This is a genomic window from Pseudomonas germanica (assembly GCF_019614655.1).
Classification (GTDB): Bacteria; Pseudomonadota; Gammaproteobacteria; order Pseudomonadales; family Pseudomonadaceae; genus Aquipseudomonas; species Aquipseudomonas neuropathica.
On sequence record NZ_CP071586.1, the window covers coordinates 3,201,905 to 3,221,332 of the forward strand.

The 19,428-nt window shown below is 59.5% G+C and carries 15 protein-coding genes and 1 pseudogene; 11 read left to right on the top strand and 5 right to left on the bottom strand.

Annotated features, from left to right (window positions below; translation table 11 throughout):
- Positions 1-38: 38 nt before the first annotated feature.
- The 4 genes from J0G10_RS14320 to J0G10_RS14335 form a co-directional block, all read right to left on the bottom strand.
- A complete protein-coding gene (locus J0G10_RS14320; RefSeq protein WP_220558744.1) occupies positions 39-968 on the bottom strand; it encodes an MBL fold metallo-hydrolase in 930 nt (309 codons plus the stop codon).
- 54 nt (positions 969-1,022) lie between these two features.
- Positions 1,023-2,225: an NAD(P)/FAD-dependent oxidoreductase gene (locus tag J0G10_RS14325; RefSeq protein ID WP_220558745.1), complete on the bottom strand. Its 1,203-nt coding sequence runs from the start codon at positions 2,223-2,225 to the stop codon at positions 1,023-1,025.
- 217 nt (positions 2,226-2,442) lie between these two features.
- Entirely contained in the window at positions 2,443-2,808 is a 366-nt protein-coding gene (locus J0G10_RS14330; RefSeq protein ID WP_093433326.1) for a response regulator transcription factor, read from the bottom strand.
- A 130-nt stretch (positions 2,809-2,938) separates the two neighbouring features.
- Positions 2,939-3,946 (bottom strand): GlxA family transcriptional regulator, encoded by a 1,008-nt coding sequence (locus J0G10_RS14335; protein WP_186624206.1) that lies wholly within the window; start codon positions 3,944-3,946, stop codon positions 2,939-2,941.
- A gap of 202 nt (positions 3,947-4,148) precedes the next feature.
- Here J0G10_RS14335 and J0G10_RS14340 point away from each other — a divergent pair, with 202 nt between their 5' ends.
- The 11 genes and pseudogenes from J0G10_RS14340 to J0G10_RS14390 all read left to right on the top strand — a co-directional run bounded on the left by J0G10_RS14340 (position 4,149) and on the right by J0G10_RS14390 (position 17,277).
- Positions 4,149-4,820, top strand: coding sequence for a response regulator transcription factor (locus J0G10_RS14340; RefSeq protein WP_220558746.1), 672 nt, complete (start codon positions 4,149-4,151; stop codon positions 4,818-4,820).
- 48 nt (positions 4,821-4,868) lie between these two features.
- Positions 4,869-10,337 (top strand): trifunctional serine/threonine-protein kinase/ATP-binding protein/sensor histidine kinase, encoded by a 5,469-nt coding sequence (locus J0G10_RS14345; RefSeq protein WP_220558747.1) that lies wholly within the window; start codon positions 4,869-4,871, stop codon positions 10,335-10,337.
- 299 nt (positions 10,338-10,636) lie between these two features.
- Entirely contained in the window at positions 10,637-12,037 is a 1,401-nt protein-coding gene (gene gabP / locus J0G10_RS14350) for a GABA permease (protein WP_220558748.1), read from the top strand.
- An 88-nt stretch (positions 12,038-12,125) separates the two neighbouring features.
- Positions 12,126-13,226 (top strand): choline metabolism transcriptional regulator GbdR, encoded by a 1,101-nt coding sequence (gene gbdR, locus J0G10_RS14355; protein WP_095049986.1) that lies wholly within the window; start codon positions 12,126-12,128, stop codon positions 13,224-13,226.
- 134 nt (positions 13,227-13,360) lie between these two features.
- Entirely contained in the window at positions 13,361-13,774 is a 414-nt protein-coding gene (locus J0G10_RS14360) for a PaaI family thioesterase (protein ID WP_220558749.1), read from the top strand.
- Between the two features lie 168 nt (positions 13,775-13,942).
- Positions 13,943-14,128 carry a hypothetical protein gene (locus J0G10_RS14365; protein WP_122707898.1) on the top strand — a complete coding sequence of 62 codons (186 nt, stop codon included), beginning with the start codon at positions 13,943-13,945 and terminating at the stop codon, positions 14,126-14,128.
- Positions 14,129-14,214: 86 nt separating this feature from the next.
- A pseudogene (locus tag J0G10_RS14370) lies at positions 14,215-14,608 on the top strand (MFS transporter); the annotation flags it as partial.
- Complete coding sequence (locus tag J0G10_RS14375; protein WP_220558751.1) at positions 14,605-14,754, top strand: hypothetical protein; 150 nt, start codon at positions 14,605-14,607, stop codon at positions 14,752-14,754. The pseudogene J0G10_RS14370 and the gene J0G10_RS14375, both read left to right, overlap by 4 nt.
- A 115-nt stretch (positions 14,755-14,869) precedes the next feature.
- Positions 14,870-16,555 carry a hypothetical protein gene (locus J0G10_RS14380; protein WP_220558752.1) on the top strand — a complete coding sequence of 562 codons (1,686 nt, stop codon included), beginning with the start codon at positions 14,870-14,872 and terminating at the stop codon, positions 16,553-16,555.
- Between the two features lie 51 nt (positions 16,556-16,606).
- Complete coding sequence (locus tag J0G10_RS14385) at positions 16,607-16,762, top strand: hypothetical protein (protein WP_220558753.1); 156 nt, start codon at positions 16,607-16,609, stop codon at positions 16,760-16,762.
- A gap of 98 nt (positions 16,763-16,860) precedes the next feature.
- Entirely contained in the window at positions 16,861-17,277 is a 417-nt protein-coding gene (locus tag J0G10_RS14390) for a hypothetical protein (protein ID WP_220558754.1), read from the top strand.
- Positions 17,278-17,469: 192 nt separating this feature from the next.
- Here J0G10_RS14390 and J0G10_RS14395 read toward each other — a convergent pair whose 3' ends face one another.
- Positions 17,470-19,329, bottom strand: coding sequence for an ABC transporter ATP-binding protein (locus J0G10_RS14395; protein WP_220558860.1), 1,860 nt, complete (start codon positions 19,327-19,329; stop codon positions 17,470-17,472).
- Positions 19,330-19,428: the final 99 nt, after the last annotated feature.

The window sequence follows — 19,428 nt, forward strand, 5'->3', positions numbered from 1 at the left end:
CGACCAAGGCCGGGCGAAGCGGTGTGGCGCTAGCTCAATCAGTAATCCCAGATCGCCGGAATCCAGCGGAACGCCTCGCCATTGACGGCAACGCGGCCGACCGACGGGAAGGGCAGATGTGTGGCGACAAACAGTTCGCCACTGGCCGCTGCTTCCTGCAGCAGGCGCACGCGCACGCGCACCGCTTCATCAGGATCGTGCTCGAAGCCGTTGTGCCAGTCCGGATGGTCGAAGGCAACCGGGAACAGGGCGTCGCCGGCAAAGGTCAGGCGTTCGTCGCCGGAGTTCACGTAAACCACGCAGTGGCCCGGGGTGTGGCCGCCAGTGAGTTTTGCGACCACGCCGGGGGCGACTTCGAACGCGTCCTCGAAGATATGCAGTTTGCTTTGGTATTGCTGGATGAAGGCGTTGGCGGTGGAGCGCAGCACGTCCGGCACAGGCGCGGGCATGTCGGTGCTGGTGAAATCCGGCGAGGTCCAGAAGTCGACTTCGGTGGCGGTGACGTGGATGCGCACGTCGTCGTGCAGACGATTTTTTACCGTCTCGACGAGTAAGCCGCCGATGTGGTCCATGTGCATGTGCGTGATGACAATATCGGTGACGTCCGCGAGGTCGATCCCGGCCGCCGCGAGGCGTTTGGGAAACTGCCCGGCGCGAGGGAAACCGGGAAATTGTCCGCCGAGGCCGGCGTCGACGAGGATGACCTGCTCGCCGCTGCGCACCACCAGGACATTGAGTGCCCAGTCGAACGCGTCGGGACCCAGATACATCTCTTTGAACCACGCAGCGCGCTCGGCGGGATCGGCGTTGGTCGACATGGTTTGGGTCGGCAGCGGCAGGACGCCGTCGCTGATTACCATCACGTCGATGTTGCCGAGGCGCAGCGCGTAGCGCGATGGCACCAGCTCTTCGGTCGGGGTTTGCAGGGTGGCGTTGTGGGCGGTGAAGGAATCCAGATGCATGGTCATGGTGTTCTCCTTTTTATCAGGCAAGACATCGGTTCTTGGACAATTGGGGCGAGATCAGGCCACCGGAATCATCGGGTCGGCAGCGGCGAGGGCGGTGCGACGGTCAGCGGCCGGCGGGTAGATCCACACACTGTTGATTTGCGTCTTCAGTTCCTTGGCTTCGGCTTTCACCAGCTTCAGTTGGCGATCCCAGCCTTCGGTGTACACCGCGCCCCAAGCACCCAAATCGAGGCAGGTCACGTACTTCGGCTGACGGTAGGTGGTCGGCGTCACGCCAAGCAGATCAGCAATGGCGTTGTTGCCGGCATGACGACCAAGGCTGATCGCGTGCTGGCAGGACATCACCGAGATATTGCCGACGTCGTCGGTGGCAGCACGGGCGACATCGCCGGCGGCGAACACGTGCTCAAGACCTTGCACTTTGAGATTGCCGTCGACGTGCAGACGCCCCTGGCCATCGCGTTCGGCATTGAGCTGTTCGGTCAGTGGACTGGCGCGGAAACCCACGGTCCAGATCACGGTATTGCTCTCGATGTGGCGACCGTCGGCGAGGGTGACGCCGTTGGCATCCACGGCGGCGACCGTGGCGTCGATGATCCACTCGATGCCCAGTTCTTTTGACGCTTCGATGATGGACGGACGGATGCCGTCGCCCATGGTCGCGGCGATGTCTTTGCTGCGATCAACGATGATCACTCGAATGTCTTGCAGCTCGCCGAGAATGGCGCGCAGACGGTTCGGCATTTCGGTCGCGGTTTCGATACCGGTGAAGCCACCACCGGCGATGACCACGGTGTTGCGCGCGGCGCTGGCCGGTTGGCTGGCCAGCGCGTGCAGGTGGCGCTCCAGGCGTGCCGCCGACTCGATCTGGTCGACGTCGAACGCATTCTCTTTCAGGCCCGGCACCGGCGGACGCGCCAGTTGGCTGCCGCTGGCCAGCACCAGGCGATCGTAAGTCAGCTCACCCGGGCGACCGGCCTCATCGCGATAACCGACACGGCGTGCCTGGCTGTCAAGGCTCTCGGCGGTGCCTTTGACGAAACGCACACCCACGGCAGCGAGCAGCGCATCCAGCGGCGCGTACATGCTGTGGACATCGGGTTCGTAGAAGCGCGGACGGATGCGCAGTTCGGCTTGCGGGGCGAGCAGTGTGATCTCCACATCGTGGCGGTCATGCATATCCAGCAAACGCGCGGCGCTCAACGTGCTCCACAGCCCGCCGAACCCCGCACCGATCACCAATAATTGTTGTTTCATAATGTGCTCCCTGATGCTGATGGATGGATAACCCGAGTTTTTTCCGACACTGGCGTGATGATCACTGGCCGCCGCAAACTGCTTGCCGTACTGCTTGGCGCTTAATCGTCCGCTGTCGAAATCAATGCTATGGCGTGGGCGCTGCGGGCGCAGTTGTCCATCGGTGTGTGCGGATTACGCATGGGTCGAAGGGCGGTATACGAAGGTATCGAACACGCTACAGAGGACGGTTCAGGGCAAAGTCGATGTGGTTGAGAAGGGTGTCGGGCGGGAAGGGTTTGGGCAGACAAGCGATGACGCCGGGCGCGCGGGTGTGGAATTCTTCGGGATGGGCGGTGACGAAAATCACCGGAATGCGCCAGCCTTGTGCGCGTAATGCTTCGTGCAGTTGCGGGCCGCTCATGCCAGGCATCTGGATATCGGAGATCAGGCAGTGTGTCTGCGCCGGGCTTTTTGACTCAAGGAATGCCTGCGCGCCCGGATAGGTGAACACCTGATAACCGAAGGCGCGAAGCAAACCTGCGAGTGCATCGCGAATGGCCTCGTCGTCGTCAACCACCGCAATGACAACCTTGTGCTGCATAGGGCTCCCTGGCCGGACGGGCACGTATGGCGACTCCTGTCGTTCTTGCACCATACGCCGTCGGCACCGGCGCAAAACTATACCTAGGTATAGTCCGTGGAGACTTTTTGAGCGTCAGCGGTTTTCGGCATCAACCTTCGCGGCTGAAGCGGCTGCGGTAGTCGCGCGGTGAAATCGACAGGTGACGCTGGAAGCAGGCGCGCAGCCGCTCTTCATCACCGAAGCCGCAAAGACGCGCAACCTTGTCGATGGTGTGCGCCGAGTTCTCCAGCATGCGCCTGGCCGCTTCGAGGCGGAACAGTTCGATGGCTTTGGACGGCGTGCGCCCGGTGCTCTGCTTGTAGACGCGGGTGAAATTGCGCAGGCTCATTTTCGCCTGTTCGGCGAGTCGCTCTACAGTCAACTTCGGATCGTCCAGGTGATCGATCAGCCACAAGTGCAACGGGTCGAACTGCGGGCTGTCCTGCACCTGCGCTTGCAGCAATGTGCTGTATTGCGCCTGACCACCGGGGCGCTTGAGGTACACCACTAGCTCGCGGGCAACCTGCAACGCCACTTCGCGGCCGTAATCGGCCTCGACCAGCGCTAAGGCCAGATCGATACCGGCCGTGACCCCCGCCGAGGTCCAGACCTTGCCCTGCTGGATGAAGATCGCATCGGCATCCACGTCGATCGCCGGGAAGCGCTCGCGCAGGTTGTCGCACATGGCCCAGTGCGTGGCGGTGCGGCAGCCGTCGAGCAAACCGGACTGGGCCAGCAGGAAAGCGCCGCTGCACACCGACACCACTCGCCTCGCGACAGGGGCATTACGCCGCAACCACGCGGTAAGTTCGGCGTGCTCGTCGAGGGTCTGGCAGATATCGGGTGCGCCGGGTACGACGAGGGTGTGCAGCGCGGCAATGTCCAATTCGCGCAGCGCTCGGGTGTCCACGGCCAAACCTTCAACGGTATTGACCAAACCACCCTCAAGGCTGGCGGTGTGCAACTGATAACCGGGTTGGCATCTTTCGGCCAAGGCTTTGCTCGCGGCCCAGAACACCGTTTGCGCGCCACTGAGGTCGAGCAGGCTCATTCGCGGGTAGGCAATAAACACCACGTCGCGCGGTTCGGGCGTAGCGGTGAAGGGAATGCTGGACATTGAAATCCTGCCTGTTCAAACGGCTGAAGAAGGAGGGGAAAGGGCATGGCCGATTTTCAGGGGTTTCTGGCCTGTCGGCAATGCGCGTCGACTGCTAGCCTGCTGCGCGACCGTTTGGCTGGCCTCTGGCTGCGTTCGCCATCATGGACTAGATTTATTCACCTGCACATCGCACGCGTTGCGATCTCGCCGAGGACTCACGATGACCCTGTGGTCGCATTCCAGCCCCAGCGCAGCCCCGTCCGTGCTGAGGGAACCGGTGGTTTATGTGGTCGACGACGACGCCTCCATGCGTCAGGCCCTCGACGGTTTGCTGCGTTCGATCGGCCTGCAGGTGCAGACCTTCGAAACGTCCCGTGACTTCCTCGCTTCGGCCAAACGCGACGTGCCCGGTTGTCTGGTGCTCGATGTGCGTTTGCGCGGCGAAAGTGGCCTGACCTTTCAGGAGCAGATGGAAAAAAACGGCCTGCGCATTCCCGTCGTATTCATGACCGGTCACGGCGATATCGCCATGAGCGTGAAGGCGATGAAGGCCGGCGCGGTGGATTTCCTGGCCAAGCCTTTTCGTGATCAGGACATGCTCGATGCGGTGGCCAGTGCTTTGGCCCGCGACAGTGCGCGACTGCTCGCCGAACAATCCGGCGCGGCGTTGCGTCAAGCCTACGAAACATTGACGGCACGTGAGCGCGAAGTGCTCGGTTTCGTCATTGGCGGGCTGATGAACAAGCAGATCGCCGCGCAACTCAACCTCAGCGAAGTGACGGTGAAAGTCCATCGCGGGCAGGTCATGAGGAAACTCGCTGCACGTTCGGTCGCCGATCTGGTGCGTATTGCCGAATCGCTGGGCATCGAGCCGGCGCGGCGGACAAGCTGAACCGAGCTTCAGCGCGTGACAGAAACCCCTTTGACGGTGTCGACTCCGATGGCCAGCAAACAACAGATTTTGTGGGACGACGGCGAGCGGGTGTTCTCCCGCAAACGAGGACAGGGGGAGAGCGCCAGCGTGCTGATAGTGCGTCCGGCAATCGCTCAGCCTTTGCCCGCAACCCTCGACCGGCTGGCGCATGAATACGGCCTCAAAGACGCTCTGCACAATGAATGGGCGCTGCAACCGCAAGCCCTTGAACGCGCGGGCGGAACCACGCACTTGTTATTCGACGACCCCGGCGGCGAGCCGCTGTCGCGTCTGCTGATCACGCCGCTGGACACTGAAACCTGCCTGTTGCACGCAATCAACATAGCCGTAGCGCTTGGCCGTTTGCACCTGTGTGGGCTGGTGCACAAGGATCTCAAACCGCAGCACATCCTTGTCAACTGCCACGACGGACAAGCCCGGTTGATGGGGTTCGGTCTGGCCTCGCGACTGCCGCGCGAACGTCAGGCACCCGCGCCGCCAGAAACCATTGCCGGGACCCTGGCCTACATGGCGCCGGAACAAACCGGTCGAATGAATCGTTCGATCGATTCGCGCAGCGATTTGTATGCCTTTGGTGTGACGCTGTACCAGATGCTTACCGGCTCGCTGCCGTTCAACGCCAACGACCCGATGGAGTGGGTGCATTGCCACATTGCGCGGCAACCGATGCCTGCATGCGAACGCGTGGCCACGGTGCCGTTGATGCTCTCGCGGGTAGTCATGAAACTGCTCGCCAAGACCGCCGAAGCGCGCTACCAAACCGCCGCCGGCGTCGAACATGACTTGCGTCGTTGTCTGGACGACTGGCGTCGGGCGCGGCGGATCGATGTGTTCACGTTGAACGAGCAGGGCGCGATCGATCGCTTGCTGATCCCGGAAAAGCTCTACGGTCGTGAACGCGAAGTGCAAACCCTGATCGATGCTTTCGCCCAGGTGGTGCAGGCTCCTTCGCCGAAGCTGGTGCTGGTGTCCGGTTACTCCGGCATTGGTAAATCCTCGGTGGTCAGTGAACTGCACAAAGTGCTGGTGCCGTCGCGGGGATTGTTCGCCGCTGGCAAGTTCGATCAGTACAAGCGCGACATCCCCTATGCGACGCTGGTCAAGGCCTTTCAAGGATTGGTGCGAACGCTGCTGGGCAAGCGTCGCGAGGTGCTCGCTGACTGGCGTGCGGCGTTGTTGCAGGCACTGTCACCGAGTGCACGGTTGATGACCGAGCTGATCCCGGAACTCAAGTTGATTATCGGTGAACCGCCAGCGGTGCCGGAGCTTGAACCGCAGCAGGCGCAGCAGCGCTTCATGGCGGTGTTGCAGCGTTTCATCGGCGTGTTTGCTCGGCCGGAACATCCGTTGACGCTGTTTCTCGATGATCTGCAATGGCTCGACGCAGCGACCCTCGATCTGCTCGAAGATCTGCTGACCCGCTCGGAGCTTGGGCATTTGCTGCTGGTGGGCGCGTACCGCAATAACGAGGTCGATGCCGACCACCCGCTCAGCGGCAAACTCAAAGTGCTGCGTAATGGCGGCGTGCATATCGACGAGATCTGCCTGACCTCGCTGGCCAGCGTGCACATCGAGCAACTGATCGCAGAATCCCTGCGCTGCCCACCCGCGAGCATCGTTGCCCTGGCGCGCCTGGTGCTGGAAAAGACCGGCGGCAATCCGTTTTTCGTCATCCAGTTTCTTCACGCGTTGGCCGAAGAACAGCTGCTGATCTACGACCACCAATTCAACCGTTGGCGCTGGGATCTGGCACTCATCAACGCCAAGGGCTACACCGATAACGTGGTCGATCTGATGGTTGGCAAACTGGCGCGTCTGCCGTTGGACACGCGTCAGGCCCTGCAACAATTGGCCTGCCTGGGCAACGTAGCGCGCATTGACACGCTGGCCACCGTGCTCGACCTGCCGACGGCGCGGGTGCACGCGGCGCTCTGGCCGGCGGTGCGCCAGGAACTGGTGGAGTTTCACGACGGTACTTGTGCGTTTGTCCATGACCGTATCCACGAGGCGGCATACTCACTAACCGCGGAAACCGAACGTGCGCAAACTCATCTGCGTATCGGCCGTTTGCTCGCCCTGCAGACGCCAGCGGAGGGGCGTGAAGACGCGATCTTCGAAATCGTCGGGCAACTCAATCGCGGCGCCAGTCTGATCAGCGCGCGGGCCGAACGCGAACAGCTGGCCGAATTCAACCTGCTCGCAGGTCAGCGTGCCAAGGCTTCGACCGCTTACACCTCAGCATTGAGCTACTTGGGCACGGGTGCGGCGTTGCTCGGCGAGCACGGTGATGACCGTCGCCATGAACTGGGGTTTGCTCTGGAGCTGAACCGCGCCGAGTGCGAATTTCTCACTGGGCAACTGGCACTGGCCGATGCGCGCCTGACTGCCCTGGCCGAGCGCGTCGAGACCACGGTAGAGCGGGCGGCAGTCACCTGTTTGTTGATGGATGTCTGCCTGCTGCTCGACCGCAGTGACCGCGCGGTGAATGTGTGCCTGACGTATTTACGTCAGGTCGGCATCGACTGGACGGCGCATCCGGACGATCAGCAGGTGCGCGCCGAATACCAACAGATCTGGAGGCAACTGGGTGAGCGCAGCATCGAGCAGTTGATCGACCTGCCACTGATGGAGGATCCGGCCACGCTGGTGACACTGGATGCGTTGAGCAAACTGTTGGCCCCTGCGTTGCAGTCGGATGCGAACCTCGCCTGCCTGACCATATGCAAAGCCGTTAACCTGAGCCTGGAGCACGGTAATTGCGACGCCTCCTGCATGCTCTACGCCAATGTTGTGCGGGTTGCCGGGCGGCGCTTTGGCGATTATGCCAGCGGTTACCGCTTTGGCCGCTTGGGCTGCGATCTGGTCGACCGCCGTGGCCTTGCGCAATACGAAGCGCGTACCTACCTGTGCTTTTCGATCTTCGTGGTGCGCTGGATGCGCCCGGTGCGCGAGTGCCGCGAATTGCTGCGGCGTGCGCTCAGCGCCGGCAACCGCACCGGCGATTTGCCCTATGCAGCCTACGCTGGCAATAGCCTGATTTCCGACTTGCTGTTCATTGGCGAGCCGCTGGCGGAAGTGCAGGTGCAGGCTGAAACGGGTCTGGCTTACTCGCAAAGAATCCGCTTCGGTCTGGTGATCAGTTTCATGAGTTGCCAACGGGCACTGATCCGCATGTTGCGAGGGCAGACCCCGGTGTTTGGCAGTTTCAATAATGAAGAATTCGATGAGACACGCTTTGAGGCGAACCTCGCTGCTCCGGACCTGGCCTTGGCTCGGGGCAAGTACTGGGTGCGCAAGTTGCAGGCGCGTTATCTGGCCGGGGATTACGCAGCGGCCGCCGATTGCGCGGCGCAGGCCCGGGAGCTGTTGTGGGTGATCTCCTCGTTTTTTGAAGAGGCCGAATTTCACTTTTACGCAGCGTTAACGTTGGCTGCCCACGGCGAAGCCGATACCGACCGATTGCAACGCTTGGGCGAGCACCACGATCAACTGCAAACCTGGGCGCAACAGTGTGCGGAAACCTTCGCCAGTCAGACGGCGCTGGTCGCAGCCGAAATCGCTCGGGTCACCGGGCAGTTGATCGAAGCCGAGATGCTGTACGAGCAAGCGATTCAGTTGGCCAGGGACAACGGCTTTGTGCATGTCGAAGCCTTGGCCAACGAACTCGCAGCGCGGTTCTACAGTGCCCGTGGTCTGAGCAAAATCGCCCGCCTGTACCTGCAAGATGCGCGCTACGGTTACTTGCGCTGGGGGGCAGAGGGCAAGGTGCGGCAACTGGAGCTACAGCACCGCTATCTGCGCAATGAAGATACGGCGCCCGGTCCGACTGCGACCATCGCCACCCCGGTCGAGCATCTGGATCTGGCCACGGTTCTCAAGGTGTCCCAGGCCGTTTCAGGCGAGATCGTGCTGGATCGACTGATCGAAATGGTCATGCGCACCGCTATCGAACAGGCTGGCGCCGAGCATGGCCGGCTGATTCTGACCGAAGGCGAGGCGCCGTATATCGCCGCGAAAACCAGTGTCGGTGACGACAGCGCGCTGCTTTGCCATGAGCCGGTAAGTTCATCGATGCTGGCCGAATCGGTGCTCTACCAGACCCTGCGCACCGGTGAAAACCTGTGTCTGGACGATGCCGTCGCCGATCCGGCATTTGCCGCTGATCTGTACATTCATCAACGCGGCGCTCGCTCGATCCTGTGCCTGCCGTTGATGAATCAGGGCCGGATTGCCGGGGCGCTGTACCTGGAGAACAATCTATCTGCGGGTGTGTTCAGTCCGGCGCGCATTGCCGTACTGCGACTGGTGGCTTCGCAGGCGGCGATCTCGCTGGACAACGCGCGGCTGTATCGAGACGTCGCCGAGCGCGAGGCGAGGATTCGCCGGTTGGTCGACGCCAATATCATCGGCATCATCGTCTGGAGTGTCGACGGTGAAATCATTGAGGCCAACGACGCGTTCCTGCGCATGGTCGGTTACGAGCGCGACGATCTGCTGTCAGGCAGGGTGCATTGGCGCGACATGACACCGCCGCCACTGCGCATGAAAAGTGAAGTCGCGCTGGCGACGGCAATCCGCACCGGGCGCGCCCAGCCGTTCGAGAAGGAATACATCCGCAAGGACGGCACTCGCCTGCCGGTGATCGTCGGTCTGGCCGCATTCGAAGCCAGTCAGCAGCAGGGCGTGGCCTTCGTGCTTGACCTGAGCGAACGCAAACAGGCCGAAGAGCAAGTGCGCGAAGGCGAGCGCCGATATCGCCAGGTACAAGCGGAACTGGCCCACGCTAATCGCGTGGCGACCATGGGCCAGTTGGCAGCGTCCATTGCCCATGAAGTCAACCAGCCAATCGCCGCCACCGTGATCAATGCCAACGCGGCGTTGCGCTGGCTCGGCGCGCAACCGCCGAACACCGATGAAGTTGAACAGGGCCTCAGACGCATCATCAACGACGGTAACCGCGCGGCCGACGTGCTCGGACGTATCCGCGCATTGATCCGCAAAACACCGCCGCAACGACATCCGGTGGACCTCAACGCGGTAGTGGGCGAGATGGTCGGGTTTACCCGGGGTGAAGCGGCCCGCTATGGCGCGGCGGTCACCACGCGCCTTGTCAACGATTTGCCTGCCGTGCTGGTTGACCGCGTCGAGCTGCAACAGGTGCTGCTCAATCTGATCATCAACGGTCTGGAGGCCATGGCGGTGATCGAGGAGGGCGAGCGTCGGTTAATCATTGTCAGCGAGTCTGTCGGGAAAGACGTGCGGATTGTCGTAAGCGACTCGGGACCGGGATTTGCCTGCGATCAGGTGGAGGAGGTTTTCACCGCGTTCTACACCACCAAAGTCACCGGGTTGGGGATGGGGTTGTCGATCTGCCGGTCGATCATCGAAGCCCATGACGGTCACTTGTGGGCGGAGGCGAACGCGCCGTGTGGGGCGCGTGTGGTGTTTACATTGCCGGGGTGTGCGGGGAGGTGAGGGCGAGATGAGGGTATCTGTCGTCAGATACTGGGTGACTTATCGGTATTCATTGAGACCGATTGGTTTCGATATGTCGATATCAGACACAACCATGACGCAATCAGGCTACTGAATCATCTGACAGGCCGGGTAAGGTGACGCGTCTTCACATCAAAATAATCCCATCCAGATCATGGGGTTGATAAGAACTGCGGCGGTTGAAGGGGGCTTCTTTCGGGGGCTCGGCAGGCAACGACAGTGCTCGATTGCCTTGGTCAACTCGCTTGAATGTCGTTCAGCAGAGAATAAAAAAACCAATGATCAGCCCGAACTCAACGGATTCGAGTAGCCAATTGGCGCAGGGCTTCAAGCCTCGTCACGTCACTATGTTGTCCATTGCCGGGATTATCGGCGCCGGATTGTTCGTAGGTTCAGGACATGCCATTGCGGCGGCGGGGCCGGCGGTTCTGCTGGCTTATCTGTTCTCCGGTTTGCTCGTCGTGCTGGTCATGCGCATGCTCGGTGAGATGGCGGTGGCTAACCCCGACACTGGCTCGTTCTCGACCTATGCCGACCAGGCCATCGGACGCTGGGCCGGTTTCACCATCGGTTGGCTCTACTGGTGGTTCTGGGTTTTGGTGATTCCCATCGAAGCGCTCGCCGCCGGGCATGTGCTGAACCAATGGTTTCCGCAGGTCGATGCCTGGCTGTTCGCGTTGGGCTCAATCATTGCGCTGGTGGTGACCAACCTGTTCAGCGTGTCCAAGTACGGTGAATTCGAGTTCTGGTTCGCCATGGCCAAGGTCGTGGCGATCATCGGTTTTATCGGCGTCGGTTTTGCCGTGTTGATGGGCTGGGTGCCGGATCGTGAAGTCAGCGGCTTGAGTGGGTTGATGGCCGAGCACGGTGGGTTTGCGCCCAATGGCTTGTCGGCGGTGGTCGGCGCTTTCATCACCATCATGTTCAGCTTCATCGGTACCGAAGCGGTGACCATCGCCGCCGCCGAATCCAACGACCCGTCGCGAAACATTGCCAAGGCCACGCGTTCGGTAATCTGGCGCATTGGCGTGTTTTACCTGCTGTCGATCTTCGTGGTGATCTCCGTGGTGCCCTGGAATGATCCGTTGCTGGCCTCGGTCGGCTCTTATCAGCGCGCTCTGGAAATCATGAACATTCCCCACGCCAAGTTCATGGTCGACGTCGTCGTGCTGATTGCCGTGGCCAGTTGCATGAACTCCTCGATCTACATTGCTTCGCGGATGCTGTACTCGCTGGGCCGGCGTGGCGATGCGCCGAAAGCGCTGAAGGCGACCTCTTCCGAAGGTGTGCCGCGCGCAGCGGTTATCGCCAGCACCGTGCTCGGTGCGTCGATCACTGTGTGGAGCTACTTCATGCCTGCCGGGCTGTTTGAATTCCTGCTGGCCAGCTCCGGAGCGATTGCCCTGTTGGTGTACCTCGCCATCGCGGTGTCGCAGTTGCGCATGCGGCGGATATTGCAACAGCGCAACGTCGAACTGACCTTCCGCATGTGGCTGTTTCCCTGGTTGACGTGGCTGGTGATTGTGTTCATCTGCGCCGCGCTGGCGGTGATGATGATCACCCCGCAACACCGCACTGAAGTCACGACAACCATTGGCCTGGCGCTGGCGATTTCCTTTATTGGCCTGTTGACGTCGCGTCATCCCGCGCCGACGGCGAGGGTCACATCGGTGGGGTAGGCGTTTGCGCCGAACCTGATTACTCCCTCCACGTATGTCGGAGGGAATGGCAGACGCCTGCGTCGCGACCGATTTTTATGAGGCCATGATGTCATCGACCCCCTCCGTAGCCGACGGTGCAACCCAATCCGTCGGGTTTCTGCTGTTGGACAAATTTACCCTGATGTCATTGGCGTCCGCCGTCGAGCCCTTGCGCATGGCCAATCAACTGACGGGGCGAACGTTGTATCGCTGGCATACCTTCAGCCCCAATGGCGCGGCGGTCTGGGCCAGCGATGGCGTGCCGATCACCCCGGATGGGTCGTGGAGCAATCCCTCCGTGGCGGACACGGTTATCGTCTGCGGTGGCGTCGGCATCCAGAGCGCAATTACCCGCGAGCACACGACGTGGCTGCAAGCTTTGGCGCGACAGTCCAAGCGCTTGGGCGGGGTCTGCACCGGTAGCTGGGCGCTCGCCAAAGCCGGGTTGCTCGACGGCTATGAGTGCAGCGTGCACTGGGAATTTCTGGCGGCGATGCAGGAAGCTTTTCCGCGTGTGAGCGTCAGCACCAGTCTGTTTACCCTCGACCGCAACCGCTTCACCAGCTCCGGCGGCACCGCGCCGCTGGACATGATGCTGCACCTGATTGCGCGCGATCATGGTCGTGAACTGGCCACCGCCATCTCCGAGATGTTCGTCTACGAGCGCATCCGCAATGAGCAGGATCACCAACGCGTACCGCTCAAGCATGTGGTCGGCACGCACCAGCCCAAGCTGCAAGAAGTGGTGGCGTTGATGGAGGCCAATCTCGAGGAACCGATCGATCTGGATAATCTGGCCGAATACGTCGACCTGTCACGGCGACAGCTGGAGCGGTTGTTTCAGAAATACCTGCAATGCACACCGTCGCGCTACTACTTGCGGTTGCGGCTGATTCGCGCACGACAACTGCTCAAGCAGACGTCCTTGTCGATCGTTGAGCTGGCGTACGTGTGTGGGTTCGTCTCAACGCCGCATTTCTCCAAATGCTACCGCGAGCACTTTGGCGTGCCGCCGAGTGATGAGCGCTCCGGCTCTGAGATGAGTCGCAAACCGGTAGCGCAGCCGTCAACAATCAAGCCGCTGACGACGCTCGACCAAGCGCGCAACGAATCGACGTTTGCCAGTGTTCGAATGATGGAACGTGGCGATCTGGCGTCCACGGGATGATCGGTCGGTCCTGCTTCGACAGTTGATCACTGGAGATTCCACATCCGTATAGTTCTTGCTCCATCAGGCGATTGCCAATAAACCCTCCCATTAAGGTCAATGAAGCCGGTGAGTCACCGGCACCAGGAGGGACCATGGACGCCATCGCAATTCCCGAAGGTTTCACCGCGTTTACCCGCAGCAGCCCGTTGCTTGATTTGCTGGGCCCGATCTACGCGAGGGGCAGCGGGCTGCAACTGGAACTGGGTTTATTGACCGACTCACGCCATGCGAATGGCCGTGGCACCTTGCATGGCGGGGTATTGGCGACGTTGGCCGATGTCGGGATGGGTTACGCCATGGCGTTTTCCAGCGACCCTCCACAGCCATTGATCACGGCGAGCATGACCCTGGATTATCTCGGCGCGGTGCAGATGAACGAGTGGCTGGAAGTGCGTTTGGAGTATTCGAAAAAAGGCCGGCAACTGGCGTTTGCTGCTGTTAGTTTGCATGTTGGGGAACGCACGGTGGCGCGGGCCAGTGCGGTGTTTGCGGTGCCGGTGAGTTAAAAGTGAGTGTCCATCAAAAGGTAGGTCATCGATGGACTGCGTCTTGGGGTACGGCGGGTGAATGTCTTGGATGATTGCTTTTGGGCGATATCCGCACACGAAAGACTGTTGTCGGCCAGAAGCGGACGTTCTGACGCTCCTAGGAAAACCGACAACGAGAAAGGGTTAATGGACTTCATTATCGATTTGATAGCGCATCGCATTGGCGTGTTTGTTCTGGGCTTGCTGAGTGGCGGCCGTTTCAAGGGTGAGAGTGGTTTTGCCTGGGGCTGGGCAGTCGTCGTCGGCGGGCTGATTCTGCTATCTCCATTCGCAGCGTTTATAACCTTGCTCATCTATACCAGTGGCCTGTGAGTTCATGTCTGTCATGGGTCGATAACTGCTCATCTCGACAGGCACCAATCGGCCATAAGCAGCCATTGAGTAGCTACTAAGTTAGGGTCTATCCACTGATGCCCACTGCATGGTGGGGCAATTGCGGTGCTTGTACCTTCGACGTTCTTCCTAAGCATGCCTTTCGGCATCGCAGTTGCTGCCGTTCAGGAAATCATGCCCAACTCCATGCGCGGGCAAACCACTGCCGTGTACAGCTTGGTGATCAGTTTGCTTGGGCTGGGCGTCGCACCTACGCCAGTGGCTTTGGTCACTGACTTTGGCTTCAGTGACGACAAGGCTCTTCGTTACTCGCTCCTGATTGTCACTTCTGCAGCTCTGGTGTTCTCGAGCATGCTGCTCAGCAAGGGATTGCGTCCCTATCGCGAAAGCCTGGTTAACCTGCAGAACTGGAAGTCCAACATACCAGCGCTATCTACCGCAGCCCTGGAACTCAGATGAGCATACGTATCCACCATTTGAACTGCGGCACCATGCGCACGGGTTGCCAGCGGCTGATCAACGGCTACGGTAGCTTGATCAAACCTGGCGAGCTGGCCTGCCACTGCTTGGTGATCGAAACCCCAGAATCACTGGTAGGCAGGTGACATGCTCCAATGCGCCACGACGAGAGAAAAGTTGTGTGTTGGGTACCGCTTTTTTCTAGACGCTCTATGCTACATACACGACGCTCCCGCGGTCTGCACCAAACGAGGGAAAGGTATGGCAGGCTTAAAGGATGATGCAAAGCTCCCTCTGACGAATCTGTCATCGGTGCAGCTACAAAAGCTCGCTGAGAGGCTTACTGCGATAAGCGGGTTGCCTATTAACGGAGGCGGCTGGCAAAGCGGTATTGACCAAAACCTACCTAGCGAAGCTGTTCTTGCAGTGCCCGCGATTCGCAAGCGTGCCGATACCCTTTCTCCACGTTGGGCCGATGTGTACCTCAACGACCTGCGGCAGAAGCTTGCGAGCTTGGACAATGATCGGCGCCAATACTTGGAACTTAATGCTCGATTAACCGGATTTCTCCTCGAACAGTACGAACTGGACGAATCTGAGAAAATTCAAGACGATGAAATTTCGGCGGGCTGGTATGACTTTCCTTATAAAATTTCAGCTAAGGAGCTCGCAGCTCAGAAAGAGTGGGCGACGGCATCTGGCGAGGTAGTTTACTTCTATGATGAGGTCATTGGAAAAGCTGCGTTTACAGAGGTGCTGGAAAACTTTGAGAAAGCTGTTTCACAGCGCGCCTGGCTCGCTCAAGCAAGTATGTATTCACCCTACCTAACGGTACACAATCAATACGCCGCTTCTAACGCCCCTGCGAACTATCTGTATGCTCGCGACCCCATACTTAATCCAGGCCCTCCTCTTATTTCGCAGCCAACACCTGCTGGAAATATCTCAGATGCAAGACCTCTTCATAATTGGGTCTATCTCTTCACCAAGACAGCTGCAGCACCAGAAATCGTTAGCTACCAGATCAGTTTCAAAACCCAGAATCGACTTGCGAGAGCTTCTGCCTCAAGTTCTGCTCTCCTGGCAGAGGCCAAAAGTATCGCAACCGATTGGAGCCAAAAAGACATCGACTTTCGCAGGCGTCGTGCAGAACTTAACCGAACGACGAACGCTCTGAAACGCAAAGCACTCAGTGATCTAGATGGGCCGCTAAACTTGGTCCCGCACTTGTCCGGCATGCGTACCCGTTTCGTTGACCAACTTGCTGACGCCCTCGCGATGGCGGAAGTGATACAGCGGGGATTTGCCACATGCTGGACTTGGACCACGGGTGCATCACCACCGGTTCCGTCAACTTGGAATGATCAGATTGGATCCTTCCTAGATGAGTTGTTGAAGTGGCAAGCACAGGCGGAGCGCTCAATAGTGTCACAGCTGCACCGCGAGTCAGCTGGTGTTATGTCGGTATCTCTACGCAGTCTTGTAGGAGAGACTGCCTGGAAGAAAGCGCTGACCGCAACTCAAGGTGGAAAACCGTTCAAAGTTTCATTTCAAGTCCGATCACATCTATTTGAGCCATATATCGGTGTACGTTTTCGCGGACTCTCGGCCTACACAAACGGAGTTTCAGACCAGGCTGCTGGGGTATGGCGAGGTAATATATCCCTGCCACAAAATGCAGTAGTAATAGATTCCAATGGTAAGACCGTCGCTATTAACCAACCACGGCTTATGACGGATCTTGGTCGCATACTAACCAGGGAAAATCCCAAACCTTCAGATGTTGTCGGGAGCGCTCAGCTGCGAAATTTGAGCCCCATTAGCGATCCTCAGAACACCCCCCAGTCGCTGTACGAGATATCCATAGCCGCCACATCTTCAGGAGGAATCACTATGTCATCGGTCAAGGATATCTCTCTCGACATCCTATTTTCTTACTGTCAATGAACGGGAAAGGTGTGGCCAATACGCCTGAACCAGGCGGTGGCGGAGGTGGGGATGGACCGCCAGATTCCGATCACGGATCGGGACGCGATTCCGGAAGAGAGCGTCCGGATTTTCACGGGGAAAGCAGGCTCAGTTTGCGTGAAGGGCCCTCAAGAGAAACAACGACAATATCTGAAAAAGCGGATCGTTTCGATCGACCCGGAATGAATTCGGGAGAGCACCTAGGGGCAGACCGTCCTGATAGGAACGATGGACCATCAATCAGATCGGATACTGGAAAAAGCCGCCCCTACATTGAAAACAGATTGTCTTCACGTGTAAAGGTCGGGGCTTCTATGGGGGGAAATGCTCTTGCTGCATTTGGTCTAGCTGCGGGTATTGGCGGGCAGGTAGGCGGAAATGCTTCTGTTGTTGATGGCCGCGGAGGGCTTGGAGCAGGTTTGTTTGTACCGATCTCCGGTATCGGCCTCGCAGTAGCAAAACTAGGAGCATCCTTCGATCTCACGATTGATGGAGTCGATAGCACTTCGCCTCAGACACCAAGCACTGTGTCGTGTGTTCGCCAAGTTATGATCGTAGCGCCCATCTTTTCGCTCACCATGCAGTTGCCAAATGAACAAAGTGGAGCAATCGGTGGAGCCACCCTTTCTCTTGGAGTCACGCTGGGCATTGGCGTTTTTGCAGGTCTGTATTGCGGCTTCGAGATCAAGCCCGGTTTCTGAATAACTCAGAGGGTAACCCGTTGAGAGGATACCCCCGGAAAAAGAAGCCTGCATAAGCGGGCTTCTTTTTAGGAAGTCGGCCTTGATGCAGCATAACCTGAGCCCCTCCTAGTTTCGTATAGACATTTGGAGGTCCGCTTCTGGCCGATAGCAGTCACCCACAAGCGACTGCTTCCAACCAGCCCCACACCCTCAAGCCTGATCCATCGCCGCCGCCACGCCCTGATCCTCACCCAGAAACCCGCCACTCTGATGCTGCCAGAGCCGCGCATAAATACCGTTTCTGCTCAGCAACTCAGTGTGCGTCCCTTGCTCGATAATCCGCCCCTCATCCATGACAATCAGTCGATCCATCGCGGCAATCGTCGACAAGCGATGGGCAATAGCGATGACGGTCTTACCCTGCATCATTTCATCAAGGCTTTCCTGGATGGCGACTTCGACTTCCGAGTCCAGCGCACTGGTGGCTTCGTCGAGCAGCAGGATCGGCGCGTTCTTCAGCATCACTCGGGCGATGGCGATGCGTTGGCGCTGGCCGCCGGAGAGTTTGATGCCGCGCTCGCCGACCAGCGTGTCGTAGCCGCTGTGGCCCTGCTTGTCGCTCAGTTGGCTGATGAAGCCGTCGGCCTGCGCATTGGCGGCGGCGCGGCGGATATCTTCGTCGGTGGCGTCCGGGCGGCCGTAGGCGATGTTGTCGCGAATCGACCGGTGCAGCAGCGACGTGTCTTGGGTGACCATGCCGATGGCGCTGCGCAGACTGTCTTGCGTCACGTGCGCGATGTTTTGCCCGTCGATGCGGATCTCACCGCTGTCGACATCATAAAAGCGCAGCAGCAGATTGATCAGCGTCGATTTGCCCGCACCGGAGCGGCCGACCAGGCCGATTTTCTCGCCAGCGCGGATGCTCAGGCTCAAGTTGTCGAGGACCTGACGTTCGCCGTTGTAGTTGAAGTTCACCTTGTCGAACGTCACCGCGCCGCCCGCCGGCACCAGCACGCCGGCGTTCGGCGCGTCTTGCACTTTGGGGCCACGGGTGAGGGTGGCCATGCCGTCCTGCACGGTGCCGATGTTTTCGAACAGCGACGTCATCTGCCACATGATCCAGTGCGACATGCCGTTGATGCGCAGCGCCATGGCGGTGATCGCCGCCACTGCACCGGTCCCGACCTGGCCCAGATGCCACAGCCACAGGGCATAGCCGCCGGCACCGATAATCAGCCCGACCACCAGCGCCTGATTGACGATCTCGAACTGGCTGACCAGACGCATCTGGCGAAAACCGGTGAGCTTGAAATCCTCCATCGCCGCGCGTGCGAAGTGCGCTTCACGCTTGGAGTGCGAGAACAGTTTTACCGTGGTGATGTTGGTGTAGGCGTCGGCAATCCGCCCGGTCATCGATGATCGTGCATCGGCCTGTTCCTGACCGACCTGACCCAGACGCGGCACAAAGTACACCATGGCCAGCCCGAACAACGCGACCCAGATAATGAACGGCAGCATCAGTTTCAGGGCAAAGCCGCCGGCCAGGGCGATGATCGCAATGAAGTAAACGCCGATGCCCGGTGCGATTTCGATGAGGGTGAACAACACTTCGCGCACGGCCAGTGCGGTCTGCATGACCTTGGTCGTGACCCGTCCGGAGAACTCATCGGAAAAGAACGAAAGGCTTTGCCGCAGCATCAACCGATGGAAGTCCCAGCGTAGCCGCAACGGCAAATTGATTGCCAGGATCTGGTGCTGAACCATGGTGCGCAGCGCCACCAGCCCGATGCTGATAAACAGCACAATACCGATGCCCCACAGCACACGACTTTCCTGCGCGTTGACTCCACCGCCGGCCTGCCACGTCGAGAGCAGATCGACGACCTGGCCGAGAAAGGAAAACAGCCAGGCTTCGTAGATCGACACGCCGGCACTGAGCAGCGCCAGCGCGAGGATATAACCGCGTGCACCGCGCGTGCAGGCCCACAGGAACCGCATCAGGCCGACGGGCGGAGGCGGTGCTTCGTCGGGAGGAAATGGGTCGAGCCGTTGTTCAAACACGCGCAGCATTGTGGTCTCCGAAATCATCAGGGTCAGGGGATTCTGCCATTGAATCGCGGTGTTGCGGGTTTGCATGTCACCGACTTGTCCCCATCGAGTGTCGTTGCC